Genomic DNA, 16,785 nt, shown 5'->3' on the forward strand with positions numbered 1-16,785 from the left:
CTCACCTCAAGTAGTGTAACGAAACTGTGTTAAGAGCACGTGGCTGTGTTATGAGCACACGGCTCTCGGATAAAGCCTACCTCATCTGGGCGAACTACGAGACAAAGATACGTAAAATTATCCCATTGAGGATTTGAAGCACGATAAAAACAACGATGAAACCGATGTCAATCGCGATGCCTCCCAGCCGCAGGGGCGGGATGATTTTGCGCACCATATTGAGAATCGGGTCCGTGAGTGCGTAGACGATATTAACGATAACGAGAAGGGCGCCACTGGGGCGCCAATCACGCGCCGCAATGGTCACCAGATCAATAATCACCCGCGCGAGCAGCACCAGAAGATAGATGCTGATGAGGGTGGAAAGAATGATTCCAAGTACTGCCATTAGAACGAATCACGCGACTCCGGGCGCTGGTTTTCCATGCGGACGGTGCGCGGGGTCATGAGCAGCACGTCCGCGGAAATCTTATTGAGATCCCCGTGTAGCCCGAAGCAGATCCCGGTGGCGAAATCGACAATGCGATTGCGTGCAACGTCGTCGGCTTCCGCCAGGTTGATAATGACGGGCAGGCCGTCGCGGAATTGTTCGGCGAAGCCCCGCACCTCGGTGAAGGAACGCGGCTTAGCGGTGATGATGCGGGCGATATCGACCGGCTGCTCCACAGCGTGAATTTCGCTGACGGGGCTTTCCGCTTCGGCCTCGTAATCATCTTCGTAGTAATCGGCATCGTCCTGGTAATCCAGGTACTCGTCGTCGTTAAGCGTTGCCTTGGAGACAAAACGCTGGAACATTCCCATAGCAGCCAACCCTTCTCGCTGTTCTCGTTTTACGTTAGGCGACGCGCCCGGCCTTGTCAGCACGGCGCGCCGCTGGGGCGTTGCAGTCCACCGCGAGCACGCCGGCGAAGCGGCCGGTGCGCGATGCACGTCGGTAAGAATAAAAATCTGGATCTTCGCGGGTGCACCGAGGACTGACGTGGATCTCAGACACACCGACGGCGCGCAGCTGAGCGGTGAGCCCGGCCGCAATATCGAGGGAGGGCGTGCCCCAGGCGGTGCGCCCGGCAGCCTCGGGGATGCGCGCCGCGACGCTAGCCCGGAGCTCCTCGGGCACTTCGTAGCAGCGCCCGCAGATGGACGGGCCAAGGTAGGCGATGAGGTGCTCCGGCCCCAGGGCACGTGCCGCAGCCGGCCCGATACCGGCCTCCAACCCGCGCCGGCCCACGTGAACGGCCGCCCCGGCCCGGCGATCCTGCGCCACTAGGAGCAGCGGGAGGCAATCGGCCACCATGACCACCGCGGCAGCACCCCTCGGTACCGGTGCGGCGCCCGAGCTAAGCGGGATGTCAATGAGGAGGCCGTCGGTGTCGGGGGCCACGAAGGTGCCGGCGGAAGTCAGAACGCCGGCATCTTCAAGGTGGTCCCCGTGCACCTGGTCCATATAGACGGGGCGCTGCCCGATCTGCGCTGCGAGCAGAGCTCGGTTACGCTCCACGGTGGCGGGGTCATCCCCGACGTGGTGGGCCACATTGAGGCCCGCAAAAGGAGCGCGGGATACCCCACCGGCGCGGGATGTGAATCCCGCCCGGATGCGGCCACCGGGCACGGAGATATCCGCTACCCACTCCACCAGCGCGCTACGAGTCATTGATGCCTGAGTTTCCTATGTCCTATGTTTCCCTGAGTTTTCGAGCTTTTCCGGGGTTTCCCTTGATTTTCCGCGGTTTTCCTAGTTTTCCTCGAAGAGGAAGGAGGGGATATCCAGATCGGAGCGCTGGGGTTCTTCCACCCGCGGCGGGATGGCGCGGTGAGTTCCCGGGCGCTGCGCAGCCGGCTGCGCTTCGGGCTGGGCCGGCGTATAGGTGGGGCTGGCCACCGGGTGGGCCGGGCTCGCCACGGCTTCGACTTCTGGTTCGGGTTCGACCGGGGCCAGATCTTCGATGGGTTCCACGGTATCGTGCCCGGCGGGCACGCCATCCATCTGCAAAAGGTGGTCACGTGCCTCGTCGAAGCCCGCGGCAATCACCGTCACGCGCACCTCGTCGCCAAGGGATTCATCGATAATCTGGCCAACGATAATATTCGCGTTCGGATCCACCGCTTCCTTGACCATCTTGGAAGCGGAGGCAAGCTCCTTCATACCGAAGTCCGCACCGGCCAGGAAGGAAATAAGTACGCCGTGTGCACCGTCGATGGAGGCTTCCAGCAACGGGGAGGAGATGGCGCTTTCGGTGGCGCGCACCGCCCGATCTTCCCCGGAGGCCGAGCCAATACCCATGAGGGCGGTGCCCGCGTCCTTCATAATGGCCTTGACGTCCGCGAAGTCGAGGTTAACCAGACCCGGAATGGTAATAAGATCCGAAATTCCCTTGACGCCCGAGCGCAGCACCTCATCGGCGAGGTGGTAGGCCTCAATAATGGTGAGGTCTTCTTCGGCGATCTCCAGGAGGCGATCATTGGGGATAACAATGAGGGTATCCACCGCTTGACGCAGTTCCGCAATACCCATGGAGGCGTTATTGGCACGCTGGGCACCTTCAAATTCAAAGGGACGGGTCACGACGCCGACAGTCAGCGCTCCCAAATCCCGAGCCACCTTGGCAACCACGGGGGCGGCACCGGTGCCGGTCCCTCCGCCTTCACCAGCAGTGACGAACACCATATCCGCGCCTTCGAGGGCGCTTTGGATAACTTCCACGTTTTCTTCCGCGGCGCGCTTACCCACCGAGGGATCCGCACCCGCTCCCAGGCCCTTAGAAACCTCGCGACCAATATCGAGTTTGGTTTCCGCTTCGGATTTCACCAGGGACTGCCCGTCGGTGTTAACGGCAATAAATTCCACACCGGCAAGTCCGTCTTGAATCATACGGTCAACAGCGTTGACACCGCCCCCGCCGACCCCGATGACTTTGATATTGGCGGCGTTATTGACTACGGCCATGAGTTTTCCTCCCGAACCTCAAGTAAAACTTGAGGTTTTTCGTTCCTGACTTCGCGGAAAAGATAGTAGGTGAATGACAACGGTGCAATTCCCCGCGCTGGTGTGTTGCGAAGTGGTTTGCTCTGCTGGGTCGAAATCGGGTGGAACGATACTGCAGTGGGGCACTACGGTGCGGGAATAGCCTGGAACGGTGCGCGATTCGTATGGAACGGTGCGATGGCGCCGTGGAACGGTGCGGTAGCCGAGTGGTTCAGGATTAATGAACGACGACGGCGGTGGGCTCTGACACGTCGTACACCTGGCCAGGAACGGTAATCACGGTGGCCAGTGCTGCCGCTTTCAGATCGAAGCGCTGAGCATCCCCCCAGATCACTTTCTGCCCGGAGTTGAGATCGAGTCCGACCCGCCCGCTATCGCTCACCGATACCCCGGCTACCTGAGCCCTCACATCGTCCTTGAGACTGGCCAGCACATCAAGGGCGATGCGGATACCAGGGCCGTCACTACCATCCTCGGAGCGAGTGGCCGGCCCGGGACTCAGGCTCACGCGCGGGAGACTGGCTTCCACCTCGGGGAGAACCGGGAAGCTCACGCCGTCCCGATCCATGGCGGAGCATCCTCCTTTGCCCACCAGGCAGGCCACCGGTTCACGCACGGTGAGGGTGACCTCGAGTCCGTGGAGGTAGCTGCGGCGCAGCTGCGCTTCTTTAATGGGTGGGAATTGGGTGCTCAGGTCAGTGGCGAGAGCTTCGGTATCCAGGCGTGGAAGCGGGATTCCCGAGCGTTCGGCGAGGGCGGCGGTGACGTCTTCCGCCGTCACCGCCGCGTTCGCGGGGATACCCGAAACGGTAATATCGCTGGCCCGCAAGGCCAGCAGCGGGCTAAAGAAAATCACCCAGGCCAGGGCGGCAAGCGCGGCGAGTACCGCACCAACCACCCCGAGGCGCCGCCAGCGTACCCGGCGTTTCTCTGAAGCTTTTTCTTCGAGGCGCTCGTCCAGGGATACCGTGGTGGTGCTCCCTAGGTCGGCTAGCGGGGCGTCGCCGTCGTCGTACACCACCGGGGCGGTGGCGGCGGTGGGAACGTAGGTGATCTCCGCGTGCGGATTGATATCGCGCGCGGAGCGGCGCCGGGATGGTTCTTTCACCGCGCCGTCCCCTCCTCCAGTGCCGCCAGGATCTCGGGCCCCAGTGCGGTGACATCGCCAGCACCCATGGTGAGGAGCAGATCCCCCGGCTTCGCGCTCGCTGCGAGCGCCCGCGCGGCCTCATGTTTATCGGCAATAAAATGCCCGGCGCCTCCCATGCGGGAAGTGATCATATCGCCCTCGATGCCGTCGAAAGGCGTTTCACGGGCCCCGTATACGGCGGTAACAATGGCGGTATCCGCCAGTTCGAGAGCGGTAGCGAAACGATCCGCGAAATTGCGGGTGCGTGAATACAGGTGCGGTTGGAAAAGAACTCGCACGCTGCCCTGCCCGGCCTCGGCGCGGGCGGCGCGTAAGGTGGCTTCCACTTCGGTGGGATGGTGGGCGTAGTCATCAAAGAGGCGCACTCCCCCAGCCTCGCCACGCAGCTCAAAACGCCGCCCCGTTCCGGTAAAAGCCGCCAGCCCGCGGGCCATATCCGCCAGGCTCACGCCCAGTTCTATACCGGCGGCGGCCGCTCCGGCCGCGTTGAGTTCGTTATGGGATCCGGGAACCTGGAGGGAGAGCGGCGCGCAGCTTTCCCCGCACCGTAACGCCCCGTCCTCGAGGGCCACGTGAGCTTCCACGCCAGGGAGCGCGGCGCCACGCCCGTAGCTGACCACCCGGATACCTTCGCTTACCGCTTGAGCGCCTAAGCGGTGCGCACCGGCGTCGTCGCCGCACACGATGAGGAGCCCGCCGGGGACGATGCAACGCGCGAATTCCGCGAAGGCTTCTTCGAAAGCTTCCCGGCTGCCGTAATGGTCGAGGTGATCGGGTTCGACGTTGGTGACCAGGGCGATACGGGGCTGGTAGTTGAGGAAGGAAGCATCGGATTCATCGGCTTCGGCAACGAGGACCTTCCCGGTGCCCAGGTGGCCTCCGGAGCCGTGCCCGCGCACGCTCCCGCCAATCGCCCAGGACGGCGCCTGGCCGGCCTCCTCCAGTGCCACCGCGAGCATCGCCGACGTGGTGGTTTTCCCGTGCGCACCGGCCACCGCCACAAAATCGCGATCCCCGCTCGCGAGGGCGAGAGCTTGGGAGCGGTGGATGACGCGGGCACCGAGCTGGCGGGCCCGGGCGAGCTCGGGGTTATCTTCCCGGATGGCGGAAGAGATCGCCACGAGGGTATCGGCGCTGAGGCGCTCCGGTTCCGTTCCGATCCACAGGGTGATGCCGGAATCCGCCAGGCGCTGCGTGGTGGCCGAGGCGCGGGCATCGGACCCGGTCACGGTCCAGCCTTCGGCGTGGAGCAGATCGGCGATCACGCTCATGCCTGCCCCGCCGATGCCGATGAGATGGATATGGGTCACCTGAGAACCTCCTCGATAAGATCGGCGAGCCGGGCTGCGCCGTCGGCCGGACAGATGGCGCGCGAGGCCTGGGCCATGCGGGTGCGGGTGGATGCATCGGTGACGATGTCCAGCACGGTGCTCACCGAATCGGCAGTGAACTGGGCATTCGGGATGAGCAGCGCCCCGCCGGCAGCTACGACATCCGCGGCGTTGCGCGCCTGTTCCCCGTTGCCGATGGGGAGCGGAACGAAGACGGCGGGGATACCCAAGGCGGAGACTTCCGCGACGGTGCCGGCCCCGGCGCGGCACACCACGGTATCGGCCACCGCGTAGGCGAGTTCCATTTCTTCCAGGTAGTCGAGCACGTGGTAGCTGGGGATGGTGGCTGCGGTGCGCTGGGCCGCTGCGGCTTTACCCCGCCCGGTGAGGTGGAGTACCTGCACGCCGGCGGCAGCAAAGCGGGGCGCGGCGGCGGTCATCACGTCATTGAGGTGCGCGGCGCCCAGGGAACCCCCGGTGACAACGAGGGTGGGTAGCCCCGGATCCAGGCCGAGGCGCGCCGCGGCGGCGGTGCGTGCTGCTGCCCTATCGGCACTGGCCAGGGCTGCGATGGCGGGGCGTAGCGGCAGCCCGACGGTGCGGGTGATGCCGCGCGCGGCGCGCAGCGGCGTGGAGGGGAAGGTGAGGGCGACAGCGGCCGCGCCCCGTGCCCCGAGTTTGTTGGCCAGGCCCGGTAGCGCATTTTGTTCGTGCACCACTACCGGGATGCCGGCCCGGCGGGCCGCGGCGTAGACGGGGGTGGAGGCGAAACCTCCGAAACCAACTGCCAGCTCGGCTCCGGCCGCGGTGAGGATACGGCGAGCTTGACGTATCGCCCGCGGGAAAGCCACGGGGAAACGTAGCGCGTCCTTATCGGGACGGCGCGGGAACGGTGCGCGTTCCACGGTGGCGAAATCGAAGCCGCTGGCGGGAACGAGGTCCTTTTCCATGCCGGTGGCGGTGCCGACCACGAGGATACGGTGCCCGCGCCCGGCGAGTTCGTGGGCGGTGGCCAGTAGCGGATTGACGTGCCCGGCGGTTCCTCCGCCGGCGAGCACTAGTGTCACGAAGTCCTCCTGATAACTGCGCGCACCCGGCCCGCGAGTGAGCTGGAGCGCCGGAATGATTCTTTCACTCCCGGGACCGCCAGAGCTGCCGCCACGCAAACTCCCACCGCCATGAGGCAGGAGATCACGGAGGAGCCGCCCTGGCTCATGAAGGGCAGCGGCACTCCGAAAACGGGCAGCAGGCCGGTAACGACGAACATATTTGCCACAGCCTGTCCGCATAGCCATAGGGTGGCTCCTCCGGCCACGAAACGGCCGAAACGGTGCGGGTGGTACATGCAGATGGTGAGAAGGGCGTAGCCGATGGTGCCGAGCAACACAATGACGACGGCGCATCCGAAGAAACCGAGTTCTTCTCCCACCACCGCGAAGATGAAGTCAGTATGTGCTTCGGCGAGGTTCCCAGGCCATTTTTCAATTCCGGTGCCCAGACCGGAGCCGCCCGGCCCCCCGGAGCCGAAAGCCCAGAGCGCGTAATCAGCCTGGGAGGGTGTTTGCCCGGTGGGAAGCGTGAAGAGATTTTGGAAGAAGTCTTGGATGCGGGTGATGCGCGACCGGCTAGAGAAAATAAGCACGACGACGAGGAAGAAGCCCAGCGCCCCGCTGATAAGGAAATAGCGCCCCGGGAAGCCGGCCATCCAGAACATTCCCACGCCGATGAGAAGGAAAATGAGGGCGGTTCCCATATCGCCACCCACGAGCACCGCACCGATAGACGCGCCGGTGATGCCAATGGGGCCACTCCAATCGGAGAGCTGGAAGTGGGCGCCTTGCACCATGCGCCCGAGCACCGCGGCCAGGGCCACCACCATGGCGAGTTTGAGGAATTCGGAGGGCTGGAGCCGGATGGGGCCGAAGGCAATCCAGTTGCGGTTACCGGCAACAGAGGCACCCAGCGGGCTGAGCACGAGGAGCTGCAAAAGGATCCCGAAGCCGAGGGCCAGGCCCCACAGGCGCTGGAAAACAGCGAGGGGAATACGCGCGCAGATCACCGCCAAAACGGTGCCGATGGCGGCGTAGGCCATCTGGAGGTAAGCGGAGCGGAACAGGTTGGGGCCGTCTTCGTATTCGGCGCGTACCGCCCCGGGGGTGATGGCGGAAAACACCATGAGGAGCCCGAGGAGAGTGAGAATCGCGGTGGCCACCACGAGGAGGAGGATGGAACGGTGCATGACGTTGCGCACGCGTTCCTCCGGGACGCTCGGTGCCTGCGGCTTCTCAGTTCGCTCACGCATGACGCGCCTCCGTGGCGCTATCCGCTGCACCGTTATCCTGCACCGTCTCCTCCGTCGGGGCACCGTCCCCCGCCGAAGTGCTGCCCGCTGCCGGGGCACCGTCCCCCGTTACAGCACTGCCTTCCGACGGTGCGGGCAGGGCGCGCACCGCGGCGGCGAAACGATCACCGCGATCCGCGTAGGAGGTGAATTGGTCCATGGAGGCACTGGCGGGAGCCAGCATGACGGTATCCCCCGTCTGTGCGTAGCGCGAGGCAGCCAGCACCGCGCGCGCCATAGGTTCGGAGGCCGCCGGATCGATATACGTGACGGGGAGGTTAGCGCCGTCCAGGGCCGCGTGCCAAGGTTCTTGATTCACGCCAATAACAACGACGGCGCGCAGCCTGTCCCGGACCTGTGCCACAAGGGATTCAAAGCGGGCACCCTTGGGTTGCCCACCCACAATCCACACGCAGGTACCCTCCGCCAGCGCGGAGACGGAGGCGAGGGCGGCGTGGGCATTGGTGGCTTTGGAATCGTCCACGTAGCGCACCCCGGCGCGTTCGCTCACCGTCTCAATGCGGTGGTGGCCCGGGCGCATATGCTGGAGGCCGGCGCGCACCACCTCCGCGGGAATATCAATGGCCCGGGTGAGGGCCACGGCGGCCAGGGCGTCCCAGATGAGGTGGCGCGGCAGCGCCGCGGTGGTGGGAGCCAGCTGGGCGACGTCGTTCAACGAAGCGATCTCCACGGCGCTAGTCCACCGTTGCTTTCCGTAGGCACGGTCCACGATGAGGCCGTCCACGATGCCGATCTGCCCGACGGCGGGAATGCCGGTGGTGATGCCAATGGCGCGCGCACCTTCGCGCACGTCCGCGCCATCGACCATGCTCTGGACGGTGCTATCGCCCACCGGGTAGACCGCGGCGGTGCGCACATGTTCGTAAATACGGGCTTTCGCGGCGGCGTAGGCGGCGCGGCTGCCGTGCCATTCGAGATGGTCGTCGGCGATATTGAGGCAGATGCTGGCGGCCGGCTCCATGGTGTGGGTGGTGCGCAGCTGGAAGGAAGAAAGCTCCAGCGCGAAGGCACGCGGAGTATCCGGGCCGGTGGCGCTCACGGCTGCGACAGCGGGATTGCCGACGTTCCCGATGGGTTCGGCCCCTAGGTGCGCGGCGCGCAAAATATGGGCCGCCATGGTTACCGTGGTGGTTTTGCCATTGGTACCGGTGACGGCGAGCCACGGGGCGGCGTGCCCCGCACCGTCATGGGTGCGCAGGCGCCAGGCTAGTTCAATTTCAGACCACAATTCGATGCCGTGGTCGGCGGACGTAGTAAAAAGCGGGCCGATTTCGGGTATGGCGGGGGCGGGGATAATGACGTCGGGCCGCCACGCCAGCACTTTGCGCGCCAGTTCGGCCGGGGTCGGGTCGCTCCCGCCGGTATCCACGGGGAGCGCGGTGACCGCCCCGAGCTTAGTAATATCGGCGTCCCATACGCTCACACGCGCCTCGGTGAGCTCGGTCAGTGCCCGCGCGCAGGCCCGCCCTGATTTCCCTAAACCGACGACGGCGATACGGCGCCCTGCCAGTTCCGCCGCGCCCGGATGTTGCCACTCACTCATCTTTGCATCAACCACTCAGCGTAAAAAATACCCAGGGCGATAAAGCCGCACAGGGCTTGGATCACCCAGAAGCGCACCACAACCGTGACTTCGTTCCACCCTTTGAGTTCGAAATGGTGGTGGATGGGTGCCATGCGGAATACCCGTTTTCGTGTCATTTTGAAGACGCCCACTTGGACTACGTCGGAGATGACTTCTAGCAGGTAGAGCCCACCAATGAGCACGGCGAGGAATTCGGTGTGGGTGTAGATGGACATTCCCGCGAAGACACCGCCCAGGGCGAGGGAACCGGTATCCCCCATGAAAATTTGGGCCGGTGAAGTGTTCCACCAGAGGAATCCGATAAGCGCTCCGACGAGGGCCACCGCGATGATATTGAGATCGCGCGGGTCGCGGATGGGGTAGCACCCGGGGGCGGCGTCCACGAGCCCGTAGCAGGGGTGGTTGCTTTGCCACATGGTGATGAGGGTGTAGACCCCGAAAGCGATGATGGAGGCACCGGTGGATAGGCCGTCCAGGCCATCGGTGAGATTGACGGCATTGGACCAGGCGGTGATAAGGAAATTCGCCCAGATAATGAAGAGGATAATGCCGACGGCGGTACCGGCGAAGGCGAGACTCAGGCCGGTATCGCGCACGTGGGAAATGCGCATCGATGCCGGGGTTCGGTTGTTTTCATCCGCGAACATGAGGGAAAGCACCGCGAAGGCCACGCCGACAATCCCCAGGCCCGCGATTTTCGCCCAGGGGGTGAGCCCCAGGCTTTGTTTGCGGGAAATCTTGGTGAAATCATCGGCGAAGCCTACGCCCGCCATGCCGATCATGAGGCCGAGGAGGAGGATTCCGGACATTCCCGGGCTGCGCCCCGCTCCGATATTGCCCACCAGGTAACCGATAACAACCGCCGCCACGATGGCCAGGCCTCCCATGGTGGGGGTGCCGCGCTTGACGAGGTGCGAGGTGGGGCCGTCCTGGCGGATGAATTGGCCGAATTGTTTGCGCACGAGGAAGCGGATGAGAAGAGGGGTCCCGAATAGCGTGACGAGAAGCGAGACCGCAAAAGCGATAATAAGCGCGAGCACTATTCCCCCTTGAGACGGGTGGCGATATGCCACACGCCCGAACCGTGCGAACCTTTGATGAGGAGTGCCCCATCCTCATTGAGCATATCGGAGAGCGCCGCCTCGGCTTCTTCCCACGCGCCGACCGCGCGGGCGGTGATACCGGCATCACGGGCTGCCTCCGCGAGTGCCGCCATCTGGGGGCCCACCGCGATGAGGAGGCTCACCCCGGCGGCTTCCAGGGCCGGGAGGAGGGCGAGGTGTTCTTCCCGTGAAGCATCGCCGAGTTCGAGCATATCGCCGAGAATTGCGGCTTTGCGCCCGCTTCCGAGTTGCCCGAGCGCGGTGATGCCGGCGCGCATAGAGTCCGGGTTGGCATTGTAGGAGTCGTCGATGATGAGGGTGGAGCCGCGGCGGAATACATCCATACGGTGGGCGCTGGCGGGCCCGCTGGATAGCCCCGCCACGATGGCGGGCAGGCTGACCCCGGCGGCGGCCGCGGCGGTGGCCGCCGCGAGCGCGTTCATGACCTGGTGTTCTCCCACGAGTCCGAGGTTGATAGTTGAGGTGCACGGTGCGGACGGCGCAGACAGTTCCGACGGTGCGGACGGCGCGGGCAACGTGTACGGGGCGGATGGCGCGGGGCTAGCTGCGCCGTCGTTCATATGGAGCGTGAAACTGGCCCGACCGTCGCTTCCGAGGGTGATGTCGCTTGCCGTCACGTCCGCCGGGTTCACGCGCCCGAAAGTGCGTACCCGGCCGCTGGCGACCTGCCCGGCCATGGCCGCCACTCGCGGATCATCGGCGTTGAGGATGGCGATGCCGTCCTCGCGCAGGCCTTCCACGAGTTCTGCCTTGGCGCGCGCCACGTTCTCGATGCCGCCAAATTCGCCCAGGTGCGCGCGGGCCACCACCAGCACCACGGCGATATCCGGGGGTGCGATAGAGGTGAGGTAGGCGAGGTTGCCGATATGGTCGGCGCCCATTTCCGCCACCAGGGTGGCGGTGTTCTCGCCCACACGGAGCACCGTGAGCGGTAAGCCGATTTCGTTATTGAGCGATCCGGGCGGAGCAACCACATCCCCCCGTTCCCGGCATATGGCGGCGAGAAGATCCTTGGTGGTGGTTTTCCCAACGCTCCCGGTCACCGCAATAACCCGCAAGTCGGGGTTGAGGTGGCGGGCCAGCTCAAGGTTGTGCCGGGCCAGGCGTCCGAGCGCAGCGGGAATATCATCGACCACGATAATGCGCTCAGCTTCGGCGCCGCCGGCGCGGGCGGCCTGGCCATCTTCGGTGAGAATGAGGCTGGCCCCTGCTGCGCGCGCCTGGCCGCTCAGGGTATTCGCGTCCACGCGCGCGCCTTTCACGGCGGCAAAAAGCGCGCCGGGCGTGATGGCGCGGGTATCGATAACCGCCGCGGTGACCTCGGTATCGCACAACGGTGCGAGCGCGGTCCCGCCGACGGCGGCGATAACCTCCGCGGAGGACATGGAAATCATTGCGTGTCTTTCTCTTCTTGCGTGTCTTTGTCGAGGGCAACCCGGTTAGTGCGGCCGGAACAATCGCCCTGGCCAACGGAGCTAGCGCGCTCAGCGAGCGCCGCCCGCGCTACCTCGCGGTCGTCCAGCGGAATGTTACGCCCCCCGGCCACCGGTTGATAAGTTTCGTGCCCACGCCCGGCCAGCAGCACGGTATCCTCCGGTGCCGCCTCCCGGATGGCGGTGCGCATAGCGGTGGCGCGATCAGCGATGTCCACGATGCGGGCGGGGCTGTGCGCGCTGCGGGCCCCGTCCAGGAGTGCGGCGCGAATCGGTGCGGGATCTTCTTCGTGCGGATCGTCGTCCGTGATGTAGACGACGTCGGCCAGTTCGGCGACCGCCCGCCCCATCTCGGGGCGCTTGTCCACATCGCGCTCCCCGGCGCTTCCGGTCACCACGATGAGCTGACCGCTGGTGGTGGGGCGCAGCGCATTGATCGCCAGGCGCAGTGCCGCGGTATTATGCGCAAAATCAACGACGACGCGCGGCGCGCTACCCACCACTTCCATACGACCGGGGACTTGCGGTGTGAGCCCGGCGCCTACTACGGCGCCAACCGCACCGCGGTCCGCCCCGCTTTCCAGCACCATGGCCACGGCGAGCGCCGTATTGGCAATATTGAAATCTCCGGGCAGGCCGGTGCGCACCGTCGTCTCCCAGCCGTCGCTATGAGCCAGGATGAAGGAGGTGACGGGGCCGTGCTCGATATTCCGCACCTGATACCCACTCCTCCCCCCAAGCTGAGAGAACACGGCGAGGGCTACGGTGGGCACCTCGGTTTCCCCAGCCAGGCGCCTGCCCCACTCATCATCAACGGTAATAACCGCCCGCCGTGAGCACTCCGGGGTGAAAAGGCTGCGCTTGGCCTGGTAGTAGTTCTCCATGGTGCGGTGGTAATCGAGGTGGTCCCGGGTGAGATTAGTAAATCCAGCCACGCTGAAGACCACGGGGCTGGTACGGTGCTGCGCCAGCGCGTGGGAGGATACTTCCATGGATACATCCGTCCCGCCCCGTTCCACCAGGAGGGCGAGCAGCGCTTGCAGATCCGCGGGCATGGGCGTGGTCAGATGCGCCGGGGCGCACAGGTCCGCAATTTTTGTTTCCACGGTTCCCACCAGCCCGGTGGTGCGATCCAGCGCGGTAAGCAGGCCGTCCAGGAGGTACGTCGTCGTCGTTTTTCCATTGGTGCCGGTCACCGCGAAACTGCGCAAGCATTCGGCGGGTTCCCCGTAGACGCGGGCCGCAATGGCACCCAGGTGCGCGGCCGGGTCCTCCACCACGAGGAGCGGAAGCTCCACCCCGGCCTGCGCGATAAGAGCAGCCCCGGCGGCGTCGGTGAGGATGGCGCGTGCGCCCCGTTGCGCCGCCTGGGGGGCAAAGCGCGCCCCGTGGGCGTGAGCGCCGGGCAGCGCCGCGAAAAGCGCCCCCTCATGCACCGCGCGCGAATCGGCGGTCACGGAAGTCACGGTGGTCTGCGAGGCCTCGCAACCGGCACCATCCACCTCGGGAAGTTCGGAAACCTCGCGCAGCGCCACCGGACGCACCTGCGGAAGAGGGAATTCGTCACTCACTAGTTGCCTACCTCCGATGAGAACCACGGATATTTGAAGAGGGGGACCGTGCTGGGCGGGACACCCAGGTGCCGCATCGCGAAGGGCGCGAAGTTCGCGAAAACGGGCACCGCCGTATCCCCACCGTACCCGGCCCCGGCCCCGCCGTAGACCGCTATCGCCACCGCGATCTGCGGGTCTTCGGCCGGGATGGCCGCAATAAAGGTACCCACGCGGCGGGTGAGGTTTCCGTTGGCGTCCGGAACCTGGGCGGTGCCAGTTTTTCCGGCCACGTTGTAGCCGGGGACTTTCCCGCGCCATCCGGTGGATTGGTTATTGGTGACCGCCTGCATCATATTCATCATGGTGCGTGAGGATTCCTCGCTCATGACGCGGTGGCTTTCCCCGGGAACGGTGGGAGTGGTGCGCCCGCTGGCATCGGTGGTGGAGTCCACCACATGGAGCGGGATATAGACTCCCCCGTTGGCGATGGTGGCCCCGATCTGCGCGAGTTGCACGGTAGTGGCCGCCCAGCCCTGCCCGAACATAGTGGTGTAGCGGTCGCGCTGGCCCCACTGCTCCGGCGGGCGCAGAATGCCGCTCGATTCGGCCGGTAATTCAATCCCCGTGGGGCTTCCCAGCCCGTAGCTGCGCATATAGTCATAGCGCACGTTATCGTCCACGGTGTCACCGATCTGGACGAGCCCGGTGTTATAGGACTGGGCCAGAATCCCCGCCACCGTCATCCCCTGGGTGGGATGCGGGTCGTTATCGGAAATGCTTTCGCCATTGGGCATGGTGATGGTGTCCGGCACCGTGAACTGAGTGAGCGGGGTGACGGTGCCGGTATCGATAGCCGCCGTGAAGGTGGGGAGCTTACCGGAGGAGCCCGGCTCGACCGGCGCCTGCACGGCGCGCGAACCCCAGGAATCCGGATTCGCTTCCTGGAGACGCGAAGGATCAGGTGCGTGGGAATCGGCCAGGGCTAGCACCCGCCCCGTCCCCACTTCGATAACAACGGCGGCACCCCAATCCGCGGCATTGGCATCCACTGAAGCATCGAGAGACTCCATGAGGGCGTTTTGCAGATCGCGGTCGATGGTGAGTTTCACACTCGCACCATTGACCGGATCCACGCGTTCGGTTTTCCCATTCGGTACGACGGCGCCGCCTCCGGCGGTTTGCACCGTCAGGCGCCCATCGGTGCCAGAAAGCGCGTCATTGAAGGTGCGCTCAATCCCCGCCTGGCCGGTGGGCACCGGATTATCCGCGGTCTCCCCCACGTAACCGAGCACATTTCCGGCCACCGAACCATTGGGGTACTCGCGTTTCATGAACTGCTCGGGTTCGATCCCCGGAATTCCCAACGCGTTGATTTCCCGCCATTTTTCGGGGGAAATATCCCGGGCAATATACACGAAGGTGGATTTTTTCTCACCGCCTAGGAGGGTGCCTCCCAGTTCCGCGCGATCTACGCCGAGCAGGGGGGCGAGCACTTTCGCTGCTTCTGCCGCCCCGGTGCCCTCCACGATGAGCTGGTCATTGGCATCCAGGACGTAGTCGCCGTTGTCATCGGTTTGGTAGTGCCGATAGGAGCCGATGAGATTCTGATTGACGCCCACGTTATAGCGCTCCACGGAGGTGGCGAGAACCGCCCCGTTGGCATCCACAATATCGCCCCGTTTGGCCTGCAGGGTGTAGGTACGGGTGCGGAAAGCATCCGCCGAGGCAGCCAGGGCATCGGCGCGAATAAATTGCAGGTCGATGAGCCGTACCCCAAGGATCCCCAGCGCGAAGAAGAAGATAATCGCCATGGTGCGCACGCGCCGTACGTGCGGCTGCGCGGCCTTCCAGCGGCGAGCTAGTTCCTTCATGCGCTTGTCCTTCGTGTCACTCCCCCGGAATCGGAGCAAGAATTGTAGCGGACCCCAGGTCCATATGCTGAACGTCCGTGGCGGGGACGAGGCCGAGGGCCTGCGCGCGTTCCTTAAGGCCTTGCGGAGTGGATGCCCCCACCACTTCATCCGTGAGGGTGGACTCCACCGATTGCGCGACCGCCAGCTCCTGCTTGACGGAGCGGATTTCGTACGCCGTGCCTACCATACGCGTATTAAGCGCGAAAACTGTGGCAAACGCGCCGAAGAAGAGCGCTAGGCAGATGATCACGGTGCCGAGGAAGCCACGGTGTGCCGCAGGAGTGGGGATGAGTGTCAGCTCGGGACGCCCCGAGATGACGGGACGGGTACGCGGCGCTGCAACAACGTGGGGCTGTGCGCTCATAGCTGACCTCCGGGGCGAATTTTCTCGGCCGCGCGTAAGCGAACGGAGGCGGAACGAGAATTGCGGGTGATTTCTTCTTCATCGGCTTGAATAGCTCCTCGGGTGAGGAGTTCCAGCCAGGGTTTATGTTCTTCAAGTTCAACGGGCAAGCCCCTGGGGGCTCGGGAGGTGGCGCCGGCGGCGAAGGCCCGTTTCACCAAGCGGTCCTCGAGGGACTGGTACGCTTCGACGACGATGCGCCCACCCACCCGCAACGTGGCGAGGGCTGCCGGCAGGGCCCGTTCGAGCGTTCCGAGTTCGTCATTCACCGCGATGCGTAGCGCTTGGAAGGTGCGCTTGGCGGGATTCCCACCGGTGCGCCGCGCCGGGGCGGGAATCGAGGAGCGCACGATCTCCACCAGTTCTCCGGTACGGGCGAGCGGGGCACTGGCGCGCCGTTCCACAATGGCGGTGGCGATACGGTGGGCGAATTTTTCCTCCCCGTACTCGCGCAGAATCCGAGTGAGCTCCCGCACCGATGCGCTCGCGAGGATATCCGCGGCGGTGCGCCCGACCTGGGCGTTCATACGCATATCGAGCGGGGCATCATGGGCGTAGGAGAACCCGCGCTCGGTTTCGTCCAATTGCAGGGAGGACACTCCCAAATCCATGAGGATTCCATCCACGGGGCGATTACCCGCTGCCGTGGCCACGTCGTCGTACGTGGTTTGGACGGGGCGGAACCGCTTACCGAAACGGGCCAGGCGCTCCCCCGCCAAGGCGATGGCCGCCGGGTCGCGGTCGATTCCGATGACGGTGAGGTTCTCGAAACGCTCGAGGAAAGCTTCGGTGTGCCCACCCATCCCGAGGGTGCAGTCAATGAGGACGGGAGCGGGAACCTGGAAGGCGGGTGCGAGGAGTTCGATGCAGGTGTCCACGAGCACCGGTGCATGCAGCGCGTTCCCAGCGGCGCGCGGCGCGCCCGGGGTGCGTGCTGTCTCCATCCTG

15 protein-coding genes are annotated in these 16,785 nt (G+C 64.9%); all 15 read right to left on the reverse strand.

The window, feature by feature from the left end:
- Positions 1 to 94 precede the first annotated feature (94 nt).
- A complete protein-coding gene (locus ACRQDJ_RS00670; RefSeq protein ID WP_284904162.1) occupies positions 95 to 388 on the reverse strand; it encodes a YggT family protein in 294 nt (97 codons plus the stop codon).
- Positions 388 to 795, reverse strand: a complete 408-nt coding sequence (locus ACRQDJ_RS00675; protein ID WP_284889610.1) for a cell division protein SepF — start codon at positions 793 to 795, stop codon at positions 388 to 390. The genes ACRQDJ_RS00670 and ACRQDJ_RS00675 overlap by 1 nt, the downstream gene beginning before the upstream one ends.
- Positions 796 to 835: 40 nt before the next feature.
- Positions 836 to 1,651, reverse strand: coding sequence for a purine nucleoside phosphorylase YfiH/LACC1 family protein (locus tag ACRQDJ_RS00680; RefSeq protein ID WP_284904163.1), 816 nt, complete (start codon positions 1,649 to 1,651; stop codon positions 836 to 838).
- An 81-nt stretch (positions 1,652 to 1,732) separates the two neighbouring features.
- Positions 1,733 to 2,944: a cell division protein FtsZ gene (gene ftsZ / locus ACRQDJ_RS00685; RefSeq protein ID WP_284904164.1), complete on the reverse strand. Its 1,212-nt coding sequence runs from the start codon at positions 2,942 to 2,944 to the stop codon at positions 1,733 to 1,735.
- A gap of 256 nt (positions 2,945 to 3,200) precedes the next feature.
- Positions 3,201 to 4,091 carry a cell division protein FtsQ/DivIB gene (locus tag ACRQDJ_RS00690; RefSeq protein ID WP_284904165.1) on the reverse strand — a complete coding sequence of 297 codons (891 nt, stop codon included), beginning with the start codon at positions 4,089 to 4,091 and terminating at the stop codon, positions 3,201 to 3,203.
- Positions 4,088 to 5,443, reverse strand: a complete 1,356-nt coding sequence (murC, locus tag ACRQDJ_RS00695; RefSeq protein ID WP_284904166.1) for a UDP-N-acetylmuramate--L-alanine ligase — start codon at positions 5,441 to 5,443, stop codon at positions 4,088 to 4,090. Before murC ends, ACRQDJ_RS00690 begins: the two co-directional genes overlap by 4 nt.
- The gene (murG, locus tag ACRQDJ_RS00700; protein WP_284904167.1) at positions 5,440 to 6,531 is read right to left on the reverse strand and encodes an undecaprenyldiphospho-muramoylpentapeptide beta-N-acetylglucosaminyltransferase; all 1,092 of its coding nucleotides are present in this window, start codon (positions 6,529 to 6,531) and stop codon (positions 5,440 to 5,442) included. The genes murC and murG overlap by 4 nt, the downstream gene beginning before the upstream one ends.
- Complete coding sequence (locus ACRQDJ_RS00705; RefSeq protein WP_284904169.1) at positions 6,528 to 7,766, reverse strand: FtsW/RodA/SpoVE family cell cycle protein; 1,239 nt, start codon at positions 7,764 to 7,766, stop codon at positions 6,528 to 6,530. Before ACRQDJ_RS00705 ends, murG begins: the two co-directional genes overlap by 4 nt.
- A complete protein-coding gene (murD, locus tag ACRQDJ_RS00710) occupies positions 7,759 to 9,369 on the reverse strand; it encodes a UDP-N-acetylmuramoyl-L-alanine--D-glutamate ligase (protein WP_284904170.1) in 1,611 nt (536 codons plus the stop codon). The genes ACRQDJ_RS00705 and murD overlap by 8 nt, the downstream gene beginning before the upstream one ends.
- Positions 9,366 to 10,451, reverse strand: coding sequence for a phospho-N-acetylmuramoyl-pentapeptide-transferase (mraY, locus tag ACRQDJ_RS00715; protein WP_016442544.1), 1,086 nt, complete (start codon positions 10,449 to 10,451; stop codon positions 9,366 to 9,368). The genes murD and mraY overlap by 4 nt, the downstream gene beginning before the upstream one ends.
- Entirely contained in the window at positions 10,451 to 11,929 is a 1,479-nt protein-coding gene (locus ACRQDJ_RS00720) for a UDP-N-acetylmuramoyl-tripeptide--D-alanyl-D-alanine ligase (RefSeq protein WP_284904171.1), read from the reverse strand. The genes mraY and ACRQDJ_RS00720 overlap by 1 nt, the downstream gene beginning before the upstream one ends.
- Positions 11,926 to 13,539, reverse strand: a complete 1,614-nt coding sequence (locus tag ACRQDJ_RS00725) for a UDP-N-acetylmuramoyl-L-alanyl-D-glutamate--2,6-diaminopimelate ligase (protein ID WP_284904172.1) — start codon at positions 13,537 to 13,539, stop codon at positions 11,926 to 11,928. The genes ACRQDJ_RS00720 and ACRQDJ_RS00725 overlap by 4 nt, the downstream gene beginning before the upstream one ends.
- Complete coding sequence (locus ACRQDJ_RS00730; RefSeq protein WP_284896760.1) at positions 13,539 to 15,392, reverse strand: peptidoglycan D,D-transpeptidase FtsI family protein; 1,854 nt, start codon at positions 15,390 to 15,392, stop codon at positions 13,539 to 13,541. Before ACRQDJ_RS00730 ends, ACRQDJ_RS00725 begins: the two co-directional genes overlap by 1 nt.
- 16 nt (positions 15,393 to 15,408) lie before the next feature.
- Positions 15,409 to 15,798, reverse strand: coding sequence for a cell division protein FtsL (gene ftsL / locus ACRQDJ_RS00735; protein WP_026428577.1), 390 nt, complete (start codon positions 15,796 to 15,798; stop codon positions 15,409 to 15,411).
- The gene (gene rsmH / locus ACRQDJ_RS00740; protein ID WP_284904173.1) at positions 15,795 to 16,781 is read right to left on the reverse strand and encodes a 16S rRNA (cytosine(1402)-N(4))-methyltransferase RsmH; all 987 of its coding nucleotides are present in this window, start codon (positions 16,779 to 16,781) and stop codon (positions 15,795 to 15,797) included. The genes ftsL and rsmH overlap by 4 nt, the downstream gene beginning before the upstream one ends.
- Positions 16,782 to 16,785 lie beyond the last annotated feature (4 nt).

Source organism: Actinotignum urematis, assembly GCF_051264595.1.
GTDB classification, from domain to species: domain Bacteria; phylum Actinomycetota; class Actinomycetes; order Actinomycetales; family Actinomycetaceae; genus Actinotignum; species Actinotignum timonense_A.